The sequence below is a fragment of the Xanthomonas sacchari genome (genome assembly GCF_040529065.1).
Classification (GTDB): domain Bacteria; phylum Pseudomonadota; class Gammaproteobacteria; order Xanthomonadales; family Xanthomonadaceae; genus Xanthomonas_A; species Xanthomonas_A sacchari.
This window is the reverse complement of sequence record NZ_CP132343.1, coordinates 4,498,984-4,516,372: the sequence shown is the minus strand read 5'-3', so window position 1 is coordinate 4,516,372 and position 17,389 is coordinate 4,498,984. Positions and strand designations below refer to the sequence as shown.

Below are 17,389 nucleotides of genomic sequence, written 5' to 3'. Positions count from 1 at the left end.
CCAACGGACTCCAAAGGACGCAGTGCGATGAGGCGAGGAACCACGGCCCTGTGGGCGGCCACCTTCCTGCTGTTGGGCGGGTGCAAGGACAAGACCGCCGATGCGCCCACGGCGCAGACCCCGGCAACGGCGAGCACGCCGGCAGCGCCTGCCGACACGAACGCGGCGGCACAGCCGGCCGCCGCCGAGGTGCCGGCGCCGGGCCAGGTGCTGGCCGACATCTACGGCGCCAAGGGCGACGGCTCGGCGTCCTATGCCATCGACAACGGCGCGGTGGCCAGCTTCTGGTACGGCTATCGCTTCGACCTCGGCGGCAAGCAGTACTACACCGGGTTCGCCAACGCCACCGGCGGCAAGTACGCCAAGCCCGGCGACCAGGGCGGCGACCAGGACATGCCCGATCCGGCCGCCACCGTCAGCATCAGCCAGGCCACCTACGTGCTCGACAGCGCCGGCGGCAAACCGACCTGGACCCTGTTCCACGCGCAGCGCTGGGCCGGCGACTTCGGCTCCGACGGCAAGGCCGACACCCTGGACGAACAGCGCAAGCCGCAGAGCACCACCACCCAGGACGGCCACCTGCTGCTGGCGCTGCCGACCACCCGCTTTGCCGACGGCATCACCAGTGCCGGCTTCGCCATCTTCACCTTCGACCCGAACAAGAACGACCTGGGCGACTACAAGGGCTGGGTGTACCTGGGCACGGTCGCCGCCGGCGAGGACAACAGCGCCGCCTGCGACGACCAGGGCACCATGAAGTGCGCCACCAGCACCGGTACGCTGAGCTTCGTGCCGCCGGCCAGCGGTAACGTGCCGTCGCTGCGGATCGCCCTGCAGGGCACGGCGGTGGAAGGGCCGGGCAAGGTCCGCACGCTGGGCCCGGCCGACGCAGTCACCTACACCTACGACCCCGCCAAGCAGCAGTACACCCCGCCGCTGGACCGCTGAACGGACGGCGAGGGACGTGTGCGCGGCGCGCGCGGCGGCGGTGGTTTCGGGCGCGGGACCTGGTTTAAGATGCGCCCCACGGGGCCTGATGATCAGGCGAGTCATTCGCGAGCGGCATGGGATGCTGCACTCGCCCGAAAATGCCGGTGTGGATTGCCGGCGTGCGGTTTGCCATGCGCGACCGCCATCACCGCCCCTGCTCGGGGCCGCAGTGCACGTCACCGTCGTTCCGTCCGAACTCGCGCCTGCCGGCAGCATCGTCCGTGCCGGGGCGTCGCGTCCGTGCCATGCGCGTCTGCGCCATGGCGCACGCGGCAGCAGGGCGTGGCGGGCGGTGCGGGTGGGCTCCCTCGGCTTCTTCACCGAATACAGGATGTTCTGGACATGTCGAACGACAACAAGCGCGCCGCCGCTCCCGAAGTGCCACCCGATGCGGGCAGCGTGCTGTACCTGATCTACGGCTGGGACGGCGATGGCGCCGTGTCCTACGAGATCGACAACGGTGCCGTGGTGAATTTCTGGGGCGGCCAGCATGTCGAGCTGGACGGCAAGCAGTACTACACCGGTTTCAGCTACGCCACGCCGGGCCACTACGGCATCGACGATACGGAAACCTTCCCGAACCCGGGCGAGGGCGTCTCGCTCGGTGCCGCCACCTTCCTGCTGACCACGCCCGGCGGCGAGCGGCCGTGGATGGTGCTGCACGCGCAGCGCTACATCGGCAGCTTCGGCGCCTACGCGCGCGCCGATGCGTTCGATACCAGCCGCGCGCCGCAGCAGCATGCGCTGGGCGACGGCCGGTTGCTGCTGGCCATGCCCACCACCCGCTTCGGCAATGGCATCACCGAGGCCGGCTTCGCGCTGTTCGTGTTCGATCCGAACCGGCACGACCTCGGCGATTACCGCAGCTGGGTCTATTGCGGCACGGTCGCGGCCGGCGAGGACAACGAGGCGGCCAGCGATCCGGATGGCGTGGTGCCGCACGTGTCCAGCACCGGCACCCTGGAATTCCAGGCGCTGCCCGGCCAGCCCATGCCGGCGCTGCGGGTGGCGCTGCACGGCACCGCCATCGCCGGTCCCGGTCGCGCACGCCTGCTCGATGGCAGCGACGTGCTGCAGTACGCCTACGACCCGGACAGCGGCCAGTACCGGCCCATGCCCGACGCATGACCCCGTCGGCGCGCGGCGGTGCGCCGTTGGACGCAGCACCCGATGTTCCGCAGTACGCAATCGTTCTGTTGACCGCGCACTAACAAGCTCATGGACGAGCTCGGTTGACCCAGGCGGCCGCGATGGCCGTACCTCAACCTCAAGGAGTTACACGAGATGGCACGCGATACCACCAAGGCAGAGAATCTCGACATCATCGAGCGGGAAGCCAGGCAGCGGCAGATTCCGGTCGACGACTTCATGCGCTTCGCCTACATCGAAACCGGCGGCCGCTTCGACGAGCAGGCCAGTCGCGGTCCCAACAGCGCCAAGGGCCTGTTCCAGTTCACGCCCGGCGCCGCCAGCGCCTACGGTATCCGTGGCCGCGAACTCGATGCGGTGGCCAACACCGATGCCGCCGCGCGCATGTACCAGGACAACCGCAACAGCCTGACCCGCCAGCATGAGCGCGACGGCCGCCCCTACCTGTCCGGCAACGCGCAGCCCGACGGCCTGGACATGTACATGGCCCACCAGCAGGGCGCCGGCGGCTACCGCTCGATCCAGGCCGCCATCGCCACCGGCCATTTCGAGCTGAAGGGCACCCGCGCCAACATCCTCAACAACGTGCCCGGCGAAAAGGACGCGCAGGGCGCGCGCCAGTTCCAGGCCTACACCGGCACCTCGCTGGCCGACTTCAAGAAGCTGTCCGACCAGGACATGGCCAAGGCCTTCGTGAAGTACTGGGACGCCAAGTACGACCACATCGCGATCCCGGAAAAGGGCATCAAGCCGCTCGCCGAGGGCCAGGCCGCGCCGGCGGCCGCGCGCACGCCAGCGCAGGCAGGCGGCAAGCAGGGCGGCCACGACGGCATCGCGCTGACCGCCGCCTACGACCTGGGCGTCAAGCACGACGACGTCAAGTACGCGATCAACGTCAAGAGCAGCAAGTACTACCACCCCGGCGTGGACGGCAAGCATCTGGCGCAGGGCTACATCGACTGTTCCGGCTGGGTGACCGAGCTGCAGAACGCGACGATGAACGAGATCAACCGCAAGGCCGGCCGCGATGTGTTCACCCAGAAGGACATGCTGGTGCAGGGCATGACCGGCTCCGGCGAGATCGTCAAGAAGGCCTACGACAGCTCCGGCGTGCTGCTGGAGGGCAAGGACGTGTTCAAGCCCGGCGCGTTGAAGGAAGGCATGGTCATCGGCGTGGATTCGGGCAAGACCGCGCACGAGCACTGGAAGGGCATCGACCACATCATGATGGTCGTGCGCGATCCCAAGAGCGGCGAACTGCTGGTCAGCCAGTCCACCGGCAGCAAGGGCGTCAACACCATGCCGCTGGACGACTACCTGGCCACGCATCACAACGCCAAGTTGTTCGCCTCCGATCCGCTGGCCAAGGGCCGCGACCTGCTGCAGGACCGCCAGCAGACCCAGGCGCAGACGCAGGGCGCGCAGGAGCCGCGCACGGCGCTGAAGCCGGGCGAGCAGGGCGCCGACGTCAAGGCGATGCAGCAGCGCCTGATCGAACTGGGCATCAAGGACGACCAGGGCAAGCTGCTCAGCGGCACCGGCTACTACGGCGATCGCACCAAGGAAGTGGTCGCCAACCTGCAGCGCGAGAAGGGCCTGGCGGCGACCGGCATCGCCGACAAGGCCACCCTGGAGGCGATCGCCAGGCAGCCGACGCAGGCCAAGTCCGACGCGGCGACGCTGGCCGACAACCCGCTGTACAGGCAGGCGATGGAGCACCTGCAGAAGCAGGGCCTCAACGGCGGCTTCAAGAGCGCCGAAGAGATGCAGCGCGCCGCCGGCCAGGTCGCGTTCGAGGCCAAGGTCAGCGGCATGCAACGCATCGACGACCTGGTGCCCAGTGGCGATCGCCGCGGCCTGATCGCCGTGCAGCGCAACCCCGACAATCCGCACGACGTCAATCGCGCCTACGTGGACAGGCAGCAGGCCGCGGCGGTGCCGCTGGAGCGCAGCCAGCAGCAACTGGCCGCCGAAACCCAGCGGCAGGCGCAGGAGCAGGCGCAGCAGCCCGACCCGCAGCGCGAAAAGACCCAGTCGCCGCGCTGATCGGCCTCGCGGCAACGATCGCCGTCGCGCATTGTGCGGCGGCGGTCGTGCGCGGAGATGTCGATCGCTGCGCAAGACCACCGTGCATGCGCCGACGCGACATTGCCCAACGCCGGCCAAACACGATCACTGCCCATTGCCGCGCGCGATGGACAGCGTGCGCAACGATCGATTAGAACCTCGCCTTCCCGCTCGCGCAAACGACAAGGATGCATTCCGACCATGACCATCGCCAAGGCGTTCCAACGCTCCTCCCTGCTGCTGCTGTGCGTGGCCGCCGCCGCGTGCAGTGCGCCGTCTTCCACGCCCAGCCAGACGCAGGCGCCGGCCGCTTCGGCGGCGGACGCTGCGGCCGCCACGTCCCCTGTCGCCGCGCACGCTGCCGGTACCCAGGCCGACGCGGGCGCGGCCACGCCGTCTGCACCGGCTGCGGCACCCAGCCCTTCCACCGCTTCAGGAGATTCCCCCGTGCTGCGACCGTCCTACGACACCTGCATCACCGCCGCCGGCGGCGCGACCCCGGCGATGCTGGACTGCATTTCCGACGAACACGCCTACCAGGACCAGCGCCTCAACACCGCCTACAAGGCGGCGATGGCCAAACTGAGCGAGGCCGAGCAACACGCGCTGCGCGAGCGGCAGCGCAAGTGGATCGCCGAGCGCGACGACAAGTGCGTCGCCGATCCGGACGGCGGCCAGGCCGAGCGCGTGGATGCGGCCGAATGTCGGCTGGAAATGACTGCACGCCGCGCCGACGAACTCGAAGCGCACTGACCACCCCTGTAGTGAACCCTGACGCGCGGCGCCTTCCACGCCGCGCGTCCTGCCAAGGAGAACGCGATGAGCGACAAGGATTGGGAACTGGGCCAGACCTCCAAGCACTACGAGACCGGTGGCCGCGGCGCGTCGACCGTGTCCTCCGGCGTCGACGACCCGGGCGGCGTGTCCTACGGCTCGTACCAGATGACCTCGCAGACCACCACCCGCGAGGGCAAGGTCATCAACGGCGGCACCGTCGCCGCCTTCGTCAAGGACAGTAAGTACAGCGACGACTTCGCCGGCCTCAAGCCGGGCTCGGACGCGTTCAGCGCCAAGTGGAAGGAACTGGCCAAGACCGATCCCGGCTTCGGCCAGGAACAGCACGACTACATCAAGCGCACCCACTTCGACAAACTGGTCGACCGGCTCAAGGACAAGGGCCTGGATCTGTCCGACCGCGGCCCGGCGGTGCAGGATGCGATGTGGAGTACCGCGGTCCAGTACGGGCCCGGCAGCGACAAGAAGCCCGGCGGCTCCGGCGTGTTCCTGCGCGCCATGGAGGAGAAGTTCGGCAAGCAGGCCGACCTGTCCAAGATTTCCGACAAGGAGATCGTCAGCGCGGTGCAGGACTACAAGGCCGAGCACGTCAAGGAGCTGTTCCCGCGCGTGCACAAGCAGAAGACCCTGGACTCGCTGCAGAACCGCGCCGAGAACGAAAAGGCCGACCTGCTCAAGCTGGCCGACCTCGGCAAGACCGTCGCCAAGCCCGGCGAGCAGCGCGACGGGCACAACGCGCCGAAGCCGCACGACGGCCATCGCGAGCCGGCCGCGCACAACGGCGTGCTGGCGCGCAATGCGCACGGCGAGGCGGTGAAGGGCCTGCAGGAGAAACTGGCCACGCTCGGCTACTTGGAGGCCAAGGATGCGATCGGCACCTACGGGCCGAAGACCGAAGCGGCGGTGGAGAAGTTCCAGCAGGACCAGCACCTGAAGGGTGTGGACGGCAAGGCCGGCCCGGAGACGCTGGCCGCGATCGAGCGTAGCGTGCAGCGGCAGCAGGGCGTGGAGCAGATGCGGCGCGACAGTCCGCTGTTCGATCAAGCGGTCGCACAGCTGGAAAAGCAGGGGCACAACGGTGGCTACGGCGACCGCGAGTCCATGCAGCGGGCGGCCGGGCAGCTGGCGTTCGAGGCCAAGGTCAGCGGCATGTCGCGCATCGACGACCTGGTCGCCAGCACCGATGGCCGCGGCATGATCGCCGTGCAGCGCAATCCGGAGAACGCGCACGACGTGCATCGCGCCTATGTCGACCGCCAGCAGGCGGCGGCCGTGCCGCTGGAGCAGAGCCAGCAGCAGCTGGCGGCCGAGACCCAGCGCCAGGCGCAGGAGCGGCAGGTGCAGGACCAGCAGCGTACCCAGACCCAGGCGCAGACGCCCGGGCGCTGAGTCGCGCTGCGCAGGGCGGCCATCGGCACGCGCCGCTGGCCGCCATGCATTACGCAGTTCGCATCGCGTGTCGTTGCAGGCGCGCGGCAGGACAGCGGCCGCGGCCATAGCCTATGCTGCGTACATGTCGCATGACCGCCGCTCCGACTACCACCGTTCCTCGCGCACCTGGGCCCGGCCTGGCGCACTGCGCGCAGTGGGCCTGGCGCTCGCGCTCGTCGTCGCGCCTGCCGCGCTCGCCGCCGAGCCCACCACTTCGCCGGCGACCACGCCGGAACAGGCGGGACTGGTCGACGTGCACACGCTGGCGCCGGACATTGCGATGGACATCCGCTACGCCGGCCACGACAACTTCACCGGCGGCCCGGTGCCCGGCTACGACGCACCAAAGTGTTATCTGCTGGCGCCGGTGGCCAAGGCCCTGGCGCAGGTGCAACGCGACCTGCAGGCCAAGGGTTACCGCCTGCAGGTGTTCGATTGCTACCGGCCGCAGCGCTCGGTCCGCGCCTTCGTCGCCTGGGCGCGCGATCCGCAGGACCAGGTGGCCAAGGCGCGCTACTACCCCAAGCTCGACAAGGGCGTGTTGCTCGGCGACTACATCGCCGAACACTCCGGCCACAGCCGCGGCGCCACCGTCGACCTGGGCCTGCTGGACTGCCGCCAGGGCGCGTGCCGCGCGCTGGACATGGGCACCGGCTTCGACTTCTTCGACCTCAGCGCGCACACCGACACGCCGGCCATCGACGCCACCCAGCGCGCGCATCGTCAGCAACTGCTGAAGGCGATGGCGGTGCGCGGCTTCGTCAACTACCCGATGGAATGGTGGCACTACACCTTCCAGCCCGAGCCAAGCCCCGGCGTCGCCTTCGACGTGCCGGTGCGCTAGCAGCGCCTCACCCTCGCCACGGACCCACGCATGACCGGTACCCACCAGTTCGTCGACCTGCAATGCCCTTACTGCGGCGAATGGATCGATGTCGCCCTGGATCCGTCGGTGGACGTGCAGCAGTACGTGGAGGACTGCCAGGTGTGCTGCAAGCCGATGCTGATGACGGTGCGCTGGGACGAGGACGGCGCGCCGGTGGTGAGCGCGATCGCCGAAAACGCCAGTTGATCCGCGCGCCGGCGCGGTGTCTCGTACGCCGATGCGCGACAGCCTCTAGACTTGCGTCCTTGCCGACCGAGGACACCCGATGAACCTGCCGCTGCACTTCGGCCTGCTGGGCTCCCTGGAAGCCGGGCTGATCGCCTTGGCGGTCGGCTTTCTGGTGTATGCGCTGTGGCAGTGGCTGGGCCGGCGGCTGGGCTGGTCCGAGGGCCAGCAACTCGGCGGCGCGTGCCTGATCGCGGTGGCGGTGTCGGCCGGCATCGACTGCTGGAACCTGTTCTACACCAGCATCGTGCGCCTGGAGTCGCCGCTGTACGCGCGCATCGCCCTGGCCAGCATCCACGATCCGGACGAACTGGGTTCGCGGGTGGTGCTGGAGGTGGCCGGCGCGTTGTCCGGCGTGGCCTTGGCGTGGATCGTGTTCAGGGCGCGTTCAAGCGAAAACGCCGGCGACGATGGTCACGAAACACGCTGAAACAGACGTTTTCTTTCTGCAATCCAAACGTCTCGAATGGACGCCTTACTGCTTGCTGACGGAATCCTAACCAGTGCGGTAGCGCGCCGCAGGAGCGCCGTGGTTAACGATCTGTTTTGCGGCGATTTTCGACAGGGAATGGATTCAGTCTGAGGTGGGCACGGTAGGGCCGTGTTCCGGAATCGACCGGACATGCCACACCGAGAGCCAAACCGAACGTCAAGGAGAATCCACCCATGAACATCCGCACCCGCACCCCGCTGATCGGTACCGCCGCCATTCTCGCCGCCGCGCTGGCCCTGCCGGCCTTCGCCCAGGATGCGCAGGCAGACGCCGCCGCGCAGGCGCAGACGCAGTCGTCCACCAGCGCCACCGGCCAGAGCGGACAGGCCGGTGCGGCCTCGGGCGGCGCCCAGACCTGGGCCGACGTGGACGCCGACAAGGACGGCGCCATCAGCAAGCAGGAGGCGCAGGTCAACGCCGGCCTCAGCCAGATCTTCGCCCAGGCCGACGCCGACCATAACGGCAAGCTGACCCCGGACGAATACAAGGCCTACGTCGCCAAGCAGCAGGGCGGTGCGGCCACCGGCGGCAGCACCGGCAGCGACAGCAACGGCGGCCAGTAACGGGAGCGGGACCGGCGCGGCGGTGGCGCGGCGATGAGGACGCGCACCGCCCGCCGGGACCGAAGCGATGACCACATGCGCGCCAGTTGCGCGCAATGCGCTCCACCCACACGACGGCGGCCCTCGGGCCGCCGTCGTGCGTTTGTATGGGATGCGGCGCCGCATGTCCTACGGCCGTCTGTGCGGCGCTGCTATGCTTGGACGATGCCCACGCCCACCGCTCTGCGCTCCTCTCCCATCGCCTTGGTCGGTTTCGACGGCGACGACACCCTGTGGAAGAGCGAGGACTATTACCGCGGCGCCGAGGCCGCGTTCGAAGCCATCCTCGGCCAGTACCTGGACCTGCACGACAGCGGCACCCTGCAGCACCTGCTGTCGGTGGAGCGCCGCAATCTCAAGGTCTTCGGGTATGGCGTGAAGGGCATGACCCTGTCGATGATCGAGGCGGCGATCGAGCTGACCGAGGCGCGTATTTCCGCGCGCGACATCGGGCGCATCGTCGAGATCGGCCGCGCCACCCTGCAACATCCGGTGGAGGTGATCGCCGGCGTGCGCGAAGCGGTGGCCGCGATCGCCGCCGAGTTCGAGATCGTGCTGATCACCAAGGGCGACCTGTTCCACCAGGAAGCCAAGATCGCGCAGTCCGGTCTGGGCGACCTGTTCCCGCGTATCGAGGTGGTGTCGGAGAAGGACCCGCAGACCTACGCCAAGGTGCTGTCCGAATTCGGCATCGGCGCCGAGCGCTTCGTGATGATCGGCAACTCGCTGCGCTCGGACGTGGAGCCGGTGATCGCGCTCGGCGGCTGGGGCATCCATACGCCGTACACAACCACCTGGGCGCACGAAGCCGAGCACGGGCTGTCGGCCGACGAGCCGCGCCTGCGCGAAGTGGCCGCGGCCGCGGACTGGCCGCAGGCGGTGGCGGATCTCAACCGGCATGCGGCGGGCCTGCAGCGGGGCTGAGCCAGTGCCGCGCCAGGCGGCGGCGTCTGGCTTTGTCGCGTAGGAGCGGCTGCAGCCGCGACACCGCCGAGCCCGCGGTGTGCATCCCTGCCAGCGTGCCGCGCTGACAGCGCCCACTGTCTCCGGCAGAATCGACGCATGCGTCTGCTTCCGTCTCCTGCCGGTCTGTTCCTGTGCGCCGCCCTGTTGGCTGCCGGCCCGGCGCTGGCGCAGGGGGCGGCGGCGCCCGCGCGCGCCCCTGCCTCCGAGGGTGGGGATGCGGCACCGGTCGAGGTGCCCGGCACCGACGATGCCTGGATCGATCGCCAGTTGCTGGACATCGACCGCTACGCCGCGCGCTACCCCGACAGTTTCCTCGACGAGGTCGTGCGCTACGCACAGATGCCGCGCGGCTATGCCGAGGTCCTGCTGCGCGACCGGCGCTGGCCGCCGCGCGATGTCTATGTCGCCGCATTCCTGGCCAAGGCCGCGGGACAGCCGTACCGTGAGGTAGTGCGCGCACGCGCCGCGGCCGGCGCTCCGGCAGGCTGGGCGGCGGTGGCGAGCGGCCTGGACGCGCCGCCCGGCTCGCTGGCCTACCGCGCGCTGCGCCATGCCATCGTCGCCAGCTACGACCACTGGGATCGGCCGATCGTGCTGGACGCGCTGTTGCGCCGGCAACTGGGCGACCGCGCCGCCCGCGACCGCGCCGCGGCGCAGTCCCAGGACGGATCCACGCGTACGCAATAAGCGCGGGGGAGCACAACGACACAGAGCGGCCGCCTGCACGGTCGCCCAAGCGGTTGCGCGAACGTCCCGTTGCCCTGCAGGACATGTATGCATCAACGTCAGCGCACGCCTAGCCCCTCTCCCCCCGGGAGAGGGGTTGGGGGTGAGGGTCGGGGCGCGCAGCGCCTCACGCAGTTTGGGTGCACGAGGCTGCGCCCGGACCCTCATCCGCCCCTGCGGGGCACCTTCTCCCGGCGGGAGAAGGAGGCAGCGGTGCAGGCCGCTTCCGTGCCGCACCGATACGCGCCGCGCATTCATCCGCACTGGCCGCGCCGCCGCCACGGCGCGAGAATAGGCGTTCTGCCGGTCCTGCCGCCGGCGCCACCGCTGCTCCGGACCGCCCGATGACCAACGCCTTCGTTTCGCCTGACGCTATCCGCAGCCTGTTCGCGCAGGCCATGTCCGACATGTACCGCACCGAGGTGCCGCTGTACGGCACGCTGATGGAGCTGGTGGCGCAGGTCAATGCGCAGACCCTGGCCGCGGACCCGGCGCTGGAGGCGCAACTGCAGCGCAACGACGAGCGCGCGCGTCTGGACCAGGAGCGGCATGGCGCGATCCGTGTCGGCACCGCCGAGGAACTGGCCACGCTGCGCCGCCTGTTCGCGGTGATGGGCATGGCGCCGGTGGGCTACTACGACCTGTCGGTGGCGGGCGTGCCCGTGCACTCCACCGCGTTCCGTCCGCTGGACGCCGCAGCGTTGGCGCGCAATCCATTCCGCGTGTTCACCTCGCTGCTGCGCCTGGAGCTGATCGAGGACCCGGCACTGCGCGAACAGGCCGCGCAGATCCTCGCCAAGCGGCGCATCTTCACCGACGGCGCGCTCGCGTTGATCGCGCAATGCGAACGCGACGGCGGCCTGGTTGAGGCCGATGCGCAGCGCTTCGTCGCCGAGGCGCTGGAAACCTTCCGCTGGCACAGCGATGCCACCGTGAGCCTGCCGACCTACCGCGCGCTGAGCGAGGCGCACAAGCTGATCGCCGACGTGGTCAGTTTCCATGGCCCGCACATCAACCACCTGACCCCGCGCACCCTGGACATCGATGCCGCGCAGGCGGAGATGCTGCGCCGGGGCATCGACGCCAAGGCGGTGATCGAAGGCCCGCCGCGCCGCGCCTGCCCGATCCTGTTGCGCCAGACCAGCTTCAAGGCGTTGGAGGAAACCGTACGCTTCCCGGCGGGCGCGGACGGCGCCGAGGCCGGCACCCACACCGCGCGGTTCGGCGAGATCGAGCAGCGCGGCCTGGCCCTGACGCCGAAGGGCCGCGCGCTGTACGACGCGCTGCTGGAACGCGCGCGCGCGGCCGACGGCAGCGCCGGTGCCGACTACGCCACGCGCCTGCAGGCCGCGTTCACCGATTTCCCCGACGATTACGCCACCCTGCGCCGCGAGGGCCTGGGCTACTTCCGCTATGCCCTCACCGACGCCGGTCGCGCCGCGGGCGCCGCGGCCCTGGCCGGCAAGCCGGCCGAAGCGCTGATCGCCGATGGCCTGGCCAGTGCCGATCCGATCGTCTACGAGGATTTCCTGCCGGTCAGCGCCGCCGGCATCTTCCAGTCCAATCTCGGCGGCGGCGAACAGCGCGCCTACGCCGCACACGCCAACCGCGCCGCGTTCGAGCAGGCACTGGGTGCGACGGTGCACGACGAGTTCGCGATCTACGCCGGTATCGAGCGCGATTCGCTGGCGGCGTTGGCGGGTTGAGGCGGGGGGAATGGGGAATGGGGAGTGGGGAATCGCAACAGCGGTTTCCCCTCGTCGTGTCGCCCCACGCACACGACCGATATGGCGGTGCAACGTGAGAGGGACTTTGGTCCCGACGGTCTTGGAAGATAGCGACCCTCACACCACCGCGCGTCGCGGCTGAAGCCGCTCCTACGAGGGAGCGGCCGGCGCGACGGAGACACGGTGGGAGGGACTTCAGTCCCGACGGCATCCGAAGGCGACCAAGCCGCACACTGCCGCATCGCATCCGCAGTAGCCCTGCGCGAGATGCATGCGCGGCAATGAACCGCGTGCTGTTGCCTAGCCACCGGCGCAGCAGCGCCAGCCTGCGCGACCTCGGCCGCACAGCCGCATCGAACGCGACTTACCCCGCGTAACGTGCCTTGAGCATGGCATACGCCGAACGCAGCGCCAGTGCTTCGCCACCCGCCGGGCGGCCGGGGCGGTCGCTGTCGTTCCAGGCGTACACGTCCAGGTGTGCCCAGGCCTGCCGCGCCGGGACGAAACGCTCCAGGTACAGCGCCGCGGTCACCGCGCCGGCCATGCGTGAGCCGGCGTTGGCCAGGTCGGCGACCGAGCTGGTGAGATAGCGCAGGTAAGGACGCCACAGCGGCATGCGCCAGACCGGGTCACGAGTGCGCTCGCCGGCGGCGATCCAGGCCTGCGCCAGCGTGTCGTCGTTGCAGAACAGCGCGGGCAGATCCGGACCCAGGGCGATGCGCGCCGCACCGGTCAGGGTGGCGAAATCCAGGATCGCGTCGGGTCGCTGCTCGCCGGCATAGGCCAGCGCATCGCACAGCACCAGGCGGCCTTCGGCGTCGGTGTTGTCGATCTCCACGCTGGTGCCCTGGCGGGTGGCGATGACCTCGCCCGGGCGGAACGCATTCGGGCCGACGGCGTTTTCCACAGCCGGCAGCAGCACGGTCAGCCGCAGCGGCAGGCGCTGCGCCATCACCAGCCCGGCCAGCGCCAGCGCGTGTGCGGCGCCGCCCATGTCCTTCTTCATGTTGCGCATGCCGTCGGCCGGCTTCAGGTCCAGGCCGCCGGTGTCGAAGCACACGCCCTTGCCGACCAGCGCCACGTGCGGATGCGCTTCCTCGCCCCAGCGCAGCACCAGCAGCCGCGGCGCGCGGTGCGAGGCGCGGCCGACCGCGTGGATCGCAGGGAAGTTCTGCTCCAGCAGCGCGTCGCCGACGATGCTCTCGAACTGCGCGCCGTGTTCCTGCGCGATCGCGCGTGCGGCCTCTTCCAGTTGCTCCGGCCCCATGTGCTCGGTCGGCGTGTTGACCCAGTCGCGCACGCGCAGGCTGGCCGCGATCAGGTCGCGCACTTCGGCCTGCGGCGTGGCCAGCAACTGCGCCGGCAGCCGCGGCGGTTGCTTGTAGCGGGCGAAGCGGTAGCTGCCCAGGCCCCAACCCAGGTGCAGTGCCGCCAGCGTGTCGGCGTCCAGTGCCGTTTCCACCTGCCAGGTGCTGCCGGCCGGCAGCGCGAACGGCGCATGCGCATAGGCATACGCATCGCCGCGATCGCCGACGCCCAGCACCGCCGCGGCCACGCCGTCGGCGCCCGGCAGCAGCAGCACGCTGCCCGGCGCGGCCATGAATTGCTGGGTATCCATCCACGCCACCCAGGCCGGCGATTGCGCCGCGCGCCATTCGGCCAGGTGTTCGCGGTCGAGCACGTACAGCGGAAGGGCGTGAGTGGAGGCGTCGGTGAAGCCGGTCGGCAGGGACATCAGCGGATCCTTGGAAGGGGGAGAGGACCGGCGGGCGAGGGCGCGCGGATCAGGCGCGCGCCGCGGCGGCCGGCTGGGTCGCGTCCAGCCAGTCGGCCAGGCCGGTGAGGGTGTCGAAGTGCAGGTCGGGCGGGGTCGGCGGATGCCAGGCCTGCGCGTCGCGGTTGATCCAGCAGCCGCGCAGGCCGGCCTGCATCGCGCCGACCACGTCGATCTCGATGTGGTCGCCCACATGCAGCACCTGCGCGCAGGGCAGGCCCAGGCGCGCGCAGGCGGCGCGGAAGATGCCCGGGTCCGGCTTGGCCGCGCCGTGTTCGCGGGCACTGAGCTGGAAGGCGAAATGGTGGTCCAGGCCGATCGTGGCCAGGTCGGCGTTGCCGTTGCTCAGCGCCACCACCGGCACGCGCGCGGCGATGCGCTCCAGCGCGGCGATGCTGTCCGGGTAGCACTCCACCTGGTTGCGCGCAGCATGGAACACCGCATAGGCCGGCTCCAGCAGGGCGGCATCGGCGCCGCTCTCGTGCAGCGCGCGGCGCAGGGTCAGCCGGCGCAGTTCGCTGAGGTCGTGATGCAGGTGCGGGTTCGCGGCGAACACCTCTTCGCGCAGTTGCCGCATCGCCGCGACCGGGAAGCGCGCGGCGGTGGCCGGGCTGTGCTGCAGCAGCCAGTCGTGCAGCACCTGCTCGATGCGCGCACCGATGGGCGCGAACGGCCACAGGGTGTCGTCCAGATCCAGCGTGATCGCGCGGACGGGGAAGGAGGGCATGGAAGTCACCGGCGCATTTTACGCCAAGCGCCCAGGCCTACCATGGCCGTGCCCGGTAGACAGTACCCGCGCGCTTCCACCAATCCCCAATCCCGACTCCCGAATCACGTCTCACTCAAGCAGCCGTGCCCAGCGCTGCATGCCCTCCACCCGCGCCAGCACCATCTTGATGCACACCAGCAGCGGCACCGCCAGCAGCAGGCCGATCATGCCCCACAGCCAACCGAACAGCATCAGCGCCAGGATCAGCATCAGCGGCGAGATCGCCATGCGCCGGCCGAGCACGATCGGCGTCACCACCTGACCTTCCAGGGTGTGCAGGGCCAGGTACAGGATCGCCGGCAGCGCCGCGCTCAGCGGGTCGCGGAAGGCGACGAAGCCCATCAGCAGCATCAGCACCGCGCCGATCAGCGGCCCCACGTAGGGCGCGAAATTCAGCAGCGCCACCACCGTGCCCCACAGCAGCGCTTCCTGCGGCGGGATCTTCAGCACGATCAGGATGCCGGCGAAGATCAGGCCGACCAGCGTGTTGATCACGGTGATGGTCAACACGTAGCGCGAGACCTCGCGTTCGATCGAGCGCAGGATCTCGGTGGTGAACTTCTGCTGCTGGCGGCTGGGGAGTAATGCGATCGCATGGCGTTGCAGGTTCTCGCCGAACACCATGAAGAAGAACGTCAGCAGCACCACGGCCAGCGCCGAGGCGGCCAGCCGCGGAGTCCGCACCAGTGCCTTGTACGGATCGTCCATCTGCGTGCGGATCACCTGCACGCGGCGGCCGCTCTCGCCGCCGGCGGCGCGCGCGAAGTTTTCCGCGGCCTGGTTGGCCTGCTGCATCGGCTTGGTCAGGTCGCGCACCTGGGTGGCCAGGTGGCGCAGCTGCGCCGGCGCCTGCTGCGCCCACTCGGCGGCGGGGCCGGCCAGCTGCACGGTGAGCGTCGTCGCCACCGCCATGCCCGACAGCAGCACCAGCAGCGCGGCCAGGAAGCGCGGCAGATACAGCCGTTGCAGCACCCGCAGGATCGGGTTGCCGACCAGGGCGAAGAAGGCTGAAAGCAGGATCGGCAGGATCACGTCCTGCGCGGCCCACAGGGTATAGCAGACCGCCAGGGTGGCCAGCACCACCAGCGAGACCGGTCCGCGCGGACGCGGTGCGGGCGGCGGCGGCAGGGTGCCGTGCGGCGCGTCGTCGGCGACGGCCGCGGGATCGGGAACTGTGCTCATCGAACCTGCGATGCGGTGGCCGCGCCGCGCGCCGCAGTGCACGCGCCGAGCGGCGTCGGAAAGGAAGCGAAGTGTAGGCCGATCGTGGCCGGCGCGGTATCAAGACCGCGTGGCCGCCGCGTGCGCGCGGCGTGGCGGCGCTGTCATCACACCGGCTGCAGAGTCCGTCATAGGAGCGGCTTCAGCCGCGCGACAGGCTTTCCCGGGAACGCCCCATCGCGGCTTAAGCCGCTCCTACACCGGGGCTCTCTGTGCCTGTCGTGGCGCCCTAGCGCTCGGACAGGTCGGTCGCCGCTTCCGCGGCGGCCGGGTGCCCCGGGCACGAGCCCGTCGGCGGCCGTACCGACTGCGGACGAGCAGGGGAGGGCGGAACCGGTGTGGCGGGCGGCGGTGTCTGGGTGGCGGCATCCACTGCCGCATCCTGTGCCGTATCCGCGGCCTCCTCCGCATCGTCGGAGGCGCGTTCGGCGTTATCGGACGCGCTCTTGGCGGTGGTGGCGTTGATCAGGCTCGACACCGCGCTGAGCATCTGCAGCCAGCGTGCGCCGCCGAGCTTGCCGACCACCGCCGCCGGTTCGGCGCGCCCGACCAGGAAGCCGGTGCCAAGGCCGACCACGACGATCCGCCACGGCGTCCAACCTTCGCGCCAGACCTGCTGCAGGGTGGCCCAGTGCGTGCGTACCTGCTCCTGGCGTCCTTCCAGCACCGCTTCGGCGCGGGCGATACGGTGCTGCAATTGCCGCAGGCTCATGGCGTGCCCTCACGCTTGGCGATGTCGTCGTCGCCATCCTCGTCGTCGCCGCCGATGCCCAGCTTGGCCAACTGGCGGCGGGTGGCGTCGAGCTTGCTCATGTCGAAATAGCGCAGCGCCTGCCAGGCACCGAGCGCGGTGACCACCAGGCTGAAGGCCGCGGTGGCCGAGATCGACGCCAGCCACGACCAGCCCATGCGCTGCAGCAAGGCGATCAGCGCACCCATCAGCAACATCCAGGCCGAGGCGCCGAACGCCACCGCCACGGTCATCCACACCAAGGCCCGCGCCAGAGCGGCACGGGCCAGGGCGAAGTCTGCGGCCACCAGCTTGCGCAGGGCGCGGCCGGTGTCCAGGGTGGCGGTGAGTCCTTCGCGTCCGGCCGTGCCGAGCGCGCGGAAGGATTCCTCCAGCGACGGTGCCGCCGCGGCGTCTGCCGCGGCGCCGTCGGTGCGGGCCTGCTCTTCGCTCACGCGCGGCTTACTTGTCGCCGCCGCTGCGCGCCAGCTTGGCGATGATCCAGCCGGTGGCGAAGGCCACGCCGAACGAGGCCAGCGGACGCTCGCGGATCAGTTCGGCAGCGCTGTCGATCAGGTCGCGGCCCTTGTCCAGCAGCACGTCCACCTGCTCCTTCGCTGCCGCGCCGCCGAACTCGGCCGCCGCCAACCCGGACAGGGCGCTGTCGGACAGCTCGGCCTTGACGTTGGCCTTGCCCAGCTTCAGTTCCTCGCCGGCGGCACCGGCAGCGCCCTTGATCGCGTCGCCGGCGTAGCTGGCCGCGGACTTCAGGTGCGCGCCGGCTTCGCTCAGGTTGTCCTTGAGGTTCTCGGTATTGGTCGGGCTGGCATTCATGGGC

At 70.1% G+C, this 17,389-nt stretch carries 18 protein-coding genes; 12 read left to right on the top strand and 6 right to left on the bottom strand.

From position 1 onward, the window contains the following. Window positions 1–27: 27 nt before the first annotated feature. The 12 genes from RAB71_RS19145 to RAB71_RS19090 all read left to right on the top strand — a co-directional run bounded on the left by RAB71_RS19145 (window position 28) and on the right by RAB71_RS19090 (window position 12,036). Window positions 28–948, top strand: a complete 921-nt coding sequence (locus RAB71_RS19145; protein WP_010340167.1) for a hypothetical protein — start codon at window positions 28–30, stop codon at window positions 946–948. A 384-nt stretch (window positions 949–1,332) separates the two neighbouring features. Continuing rightward, entirely contained in the window at window positions 1,333–2,118 is a 786-nt protein-coding gene (locus RAB71_RS19140; RefSeq protein ID WP_010340166.1) for a hypothetical protein, read from the top strand. A gap of 156 nt (window positions 2,119–2,274) precedes the next feature. Next, window positions 2,275–4,185, top strand: a complete 1,911-nt coding sequence (locus tag RAB71_RS19135) for an XVIPCD domain-containing protein (RefSeq protein ID WP_010340165.1) — start codon at window positions 2,275–2,277, stop codon at window positions 4,183–4,185. Window positions 4,186–4,407: 222 nt separating this feature from the next. After that, on the top strand, window positions 4,408–4,959 hold the full coding sequence (locus tag RAB71_RS19130; RefSeq protein WP_244170804.1) for a lysozyme inhibitor LprI family protein: 552 nt from the start codon (window positions 4,408–4,410) through the stop codon (window positions 4,957–4,959). 66 nt (window positions 4,960–5,025) lie between these two features. After that, window positions 5,026–6,390, top strand: a complete 1,365-nt coding sequence (locus RAB71_RS19125; RefSeq protein WP_010340163.1) for a peptidoglycan-binding domain-containing protein — start codon at window positions 5,026–5,028, stop codon at window positions 6,388–6,390. Window positions 6,391–6,514: 124 nt separating this feature from the next. Continuing rightward, window positions 6,515–7,276, top strand: a complete 762-nt coding sequence (locus RAB71_RS19120; protein ID WP_010340162.1) for a M15 family metallopeptidase — start codon at window positions 6,515–6,517, stop codon at window positions 7,274–7,276. 30 nt (window positions 7,277–7,306) lie between these two features. Further along, window positions 7,307–7,504, top strand: coding sequence for a CPXCG motif-containing cysteine-rich protein (locus RAB71_RS19115; RefSeq protein ID WP_010340161.1), 198 nt, complete (start codon window positions 7,307–7,309; stop codon window positions 7,502–7,504). A 79-nt stretch (window positions 7,505–7,583) separates the two neighbouring features. Beyond that, complete coding sequence (locus RAB71_RS19110) at window positions 7,584–7,973, top strand: membrane protein (protein ID WP_010340160.1); 390 nt, start codon at window positions 7,584–7,586, stop codon at window positions 7,971–7,973. Between the two features lie 236 nt (window positions 7,974–8,209). After that, a complete protein-coding gene (locus RAB71_RS19105; RefSeq protein ID WP_010340159.1) occupies window positions 8,210–8,599 on the top strand; it encodes a hypothetical protein in 390 nt (129 codons plus the stop codon). 204 nt (window positions 8,600–8,803) lie between these two features. Then, the gene (locus RAB71_RS19100; RefSeq protein ID WP_040900393.1) at window positions 8,804–9,562 is read left to right on the top strand and encodes an HAD family hydrolase; all 759 of its coding nucleotides are present in this window, start codon (window positions 8,804–8,806) and stop codon (window positions 9,560–9,562) included. Between the two features lie 138 nt (window positions 9,563–9,700). After that, the gene (locus RAB71_RS19095; RefSeq protein ID WP_010340157.1) at window positions 9,701–10,291 is read left to right on the top strand and encodes a hypothetical protein; all 591 of its coding nucleotides are present in this window, start codon (window positions 9,701–9,703) and stop codon (window positions 10,289–10,291) included. A gap of 383 nt (window positions 10,292–10,674) precedes the next feature. After that, window positions 10,675–12,036, top strand: coding sequence for a VOC family protein (locus tag RAB71_RS19090; RefSeq protein WP_010340156.1), 1,362 nt, complete (start codon window positions 10,675–10,677; stop codon window positions 12,034–12,036). A 385-nt stretch (window positions 12,037–12,421) separates the two neighbouring features. Here the strand turns inward: RAB71_RS19090 and RAB71_RS19085 are convergent, their stop codons facing one another. From RAB71_RS19085 to RAB71_RS19060, 6 genes are all read right to left on the bottom strand, one after another. Next, window positions 12,422–13,792: a M17 family metallopeptidase gene (locus RAB71_RS19085; protein ID WP_010340154.1), complete on the bottom strand. Its 1,371-nt coding sequence runs from the start codon at window positions 13,790–13,792 to the stop codon at window positions 12,422–12,424. 49 nt (window positions 13,793–13,841) lie between these two features. After that, window positions 13,842–14,558 (bottom strand): HAD family hydrolase, encoded by a 717-nt coding sequence (locus tag RAB71_RS19080; protein ID WP_010340153.1) that lies wholly within the window; start codon window positions 14,556–14,558, stop codon window positions 13,842–13,844. A 111-nt stretch (window positions 14,559–14,669) separates the two neighbouring features. Continuing rightward, a complete protein-coding gene (locus RAB71_RS19075; protein WP_010340152.1) occupies window positions 14,670–15,782 on the bottom strand; it encodes an AI-2E family transporter in 1,113 nt (370 codons plus the stop codon). 268 nt (window positions 15,783–16,050) lie between these two features. Beyond that, complete coding sequence (locus RAB71_RS19070; RefSeq protein WP_010340151.1) at window positions 16,051–16,533, bottom strand: hypothetical protein; 483 nt, start codon at window positions 16,531–16,533, stop codon at window positions 16,051–16,053. Next, window positions 16,530–17,006, bottom strand: a complete 477-nt coding sequence (locus RAB71_RS19065) for a hypothetical protein (RefSeq protein WP_010340150.1) — start codon at window positions 17,004–17,006, stop codon at window positions 16,530–16,532. The genes RAB71_RS19070 and RAB71_RS19065 overlap by 4 nt, the downstream gene beginning before the upstream one ends. A gap of 7 nt (window positions 17,007–17,013) precedes the next feature. Beyond that, a complete protein-coding gene (locus tag RAB71_RS19060) occupies window positions 17,014–17,385 on the bottom strand; it encodes a hypothetical protein (protein ID WP_010340149.1) in 372 nt (123 codons plus the stop codon). Window positions 17,386–17,389 lie beyond the last annotated feature (4 nt).

Bases quoted from the DNA above. Each gene is read 5' to 3' on its own strand.
- RAB71_RS19130 (WP_244170804.1), top strand. From the start codon at position 4,408: ATGACCATCGCCAAGGCGTTCCAACGCTCCTCCCTGCTGCTGCTGTGC.
- RAB71_RS19140 (WP_010340166.1), top strand. From the start codon at position 1,333: ATGTCGAACGACAACAAGCGCGCCGCCGCTCCCGAAGTGCCACCCGAT.
- RAB71_RS19105 (WP_010340159.1), top strand. From the start codon at position 8,210: ATGAACATCCGCACCCGCACCCCGCTGATCGGTACCGCCGCCATTCTC.
- RAB71_RS19070 (WP_010340151.1), bottom strand. From the start codon at position 16,533: ATGAGCCTGCGGCAATTGCAGCACCGTATCGCCCGCGCCGAAGCGGTG.
- RAB71_RS19085 (WP_010340154.1), bottom strand. From the start codon at position 13,792: ATGTCCCTGCCGACCGGCTTCACCGACGCCTCCACTCACGCCCTTCCG.
- RAB71_RS19100 (WP_040900393.1), top strand. From the start codon at position 8,804: ATGCCCACGCCCACCGCTCTGCGCTCCTCTCCCATCGCCTTGGTCGGT.
- RAB71_RS19095 (WP_010340157.1), top strand. From the start codon at position 9,701: ATGCGTCTGCTTCCGTCTCCTGCCGGTCTGTTCCTGTGCGCCGCCCTG.
- RAB71_RS19075 (WP_010340152.1), bottom strand. From the start codon at position 15,782: ATGAGCACAGTTCCCGATCCCGCGGCCGTCGCCGACGACGCGCCGCAC.
- RAB71_RS19090 (WP_010340156.1), top strand. From the start codon at position 10,675: ATGACCAACGCCTTCGTTTCGCCTGACGCTATCCGCAGCCTGTTCGCG.
- RAB71_RS19135 (WP_010340165.1), top strand. From the start codon at position 2,275: ATGGCACGCGATACCACCAAGGCAGAGAATCTCGACATCATCGAGCGG.
- RAB71_RS19080 (WP_010340153.1), bottom strand. From the start codon at position 14,558: ATGCCCTCCTTCCCCGTCCGCGCGATCACGCTGGATCTGGACGACACC.
- RAB71_RS19120 (WP_010340162.1), top strand. From the start codon at position 6,515: ATGTCGCATGACCGCCGCTCCGACTACCACCGTTCCTCGCGCACCTGG.
- RAB71_RS19060 (WP_010340149.1), bottom strand. From the start codon at position 17,385: ATGAATGCCAGCCCGACCAATACCGAGAACCTCAAGGACAACCTGAGC.
- RAB71_RS19110 (WP_010340160.1), top strand. From the start codon at position 7,584: ATGAACCTGCCGCTGCACTTCGGCCTGCTGGGCTCCCTGGAAGCCGGG.
- RAB71_RS19125 (WP_010340163.1), top strand. From the start codon at position 5,026: ATGAGCGACAAGGATTGGGAACTGGGCCAGACCTCCAAGCACTACGAG.
- RAB71_RS19115 (WP_010340161.1), top strand. From the start codon at position 7,307: ATGACCGGTACCCACCAGTTCGTCGACCTGCAATGCCCTTACTGCGGC.
- RAB71_RS19145 (WP_010340167.1), top strand. From the start codon at position 28: ATGAGGCGAGGAACCACGGCCCTGTGGGCGGCCACCTTCCTGCTGTTG.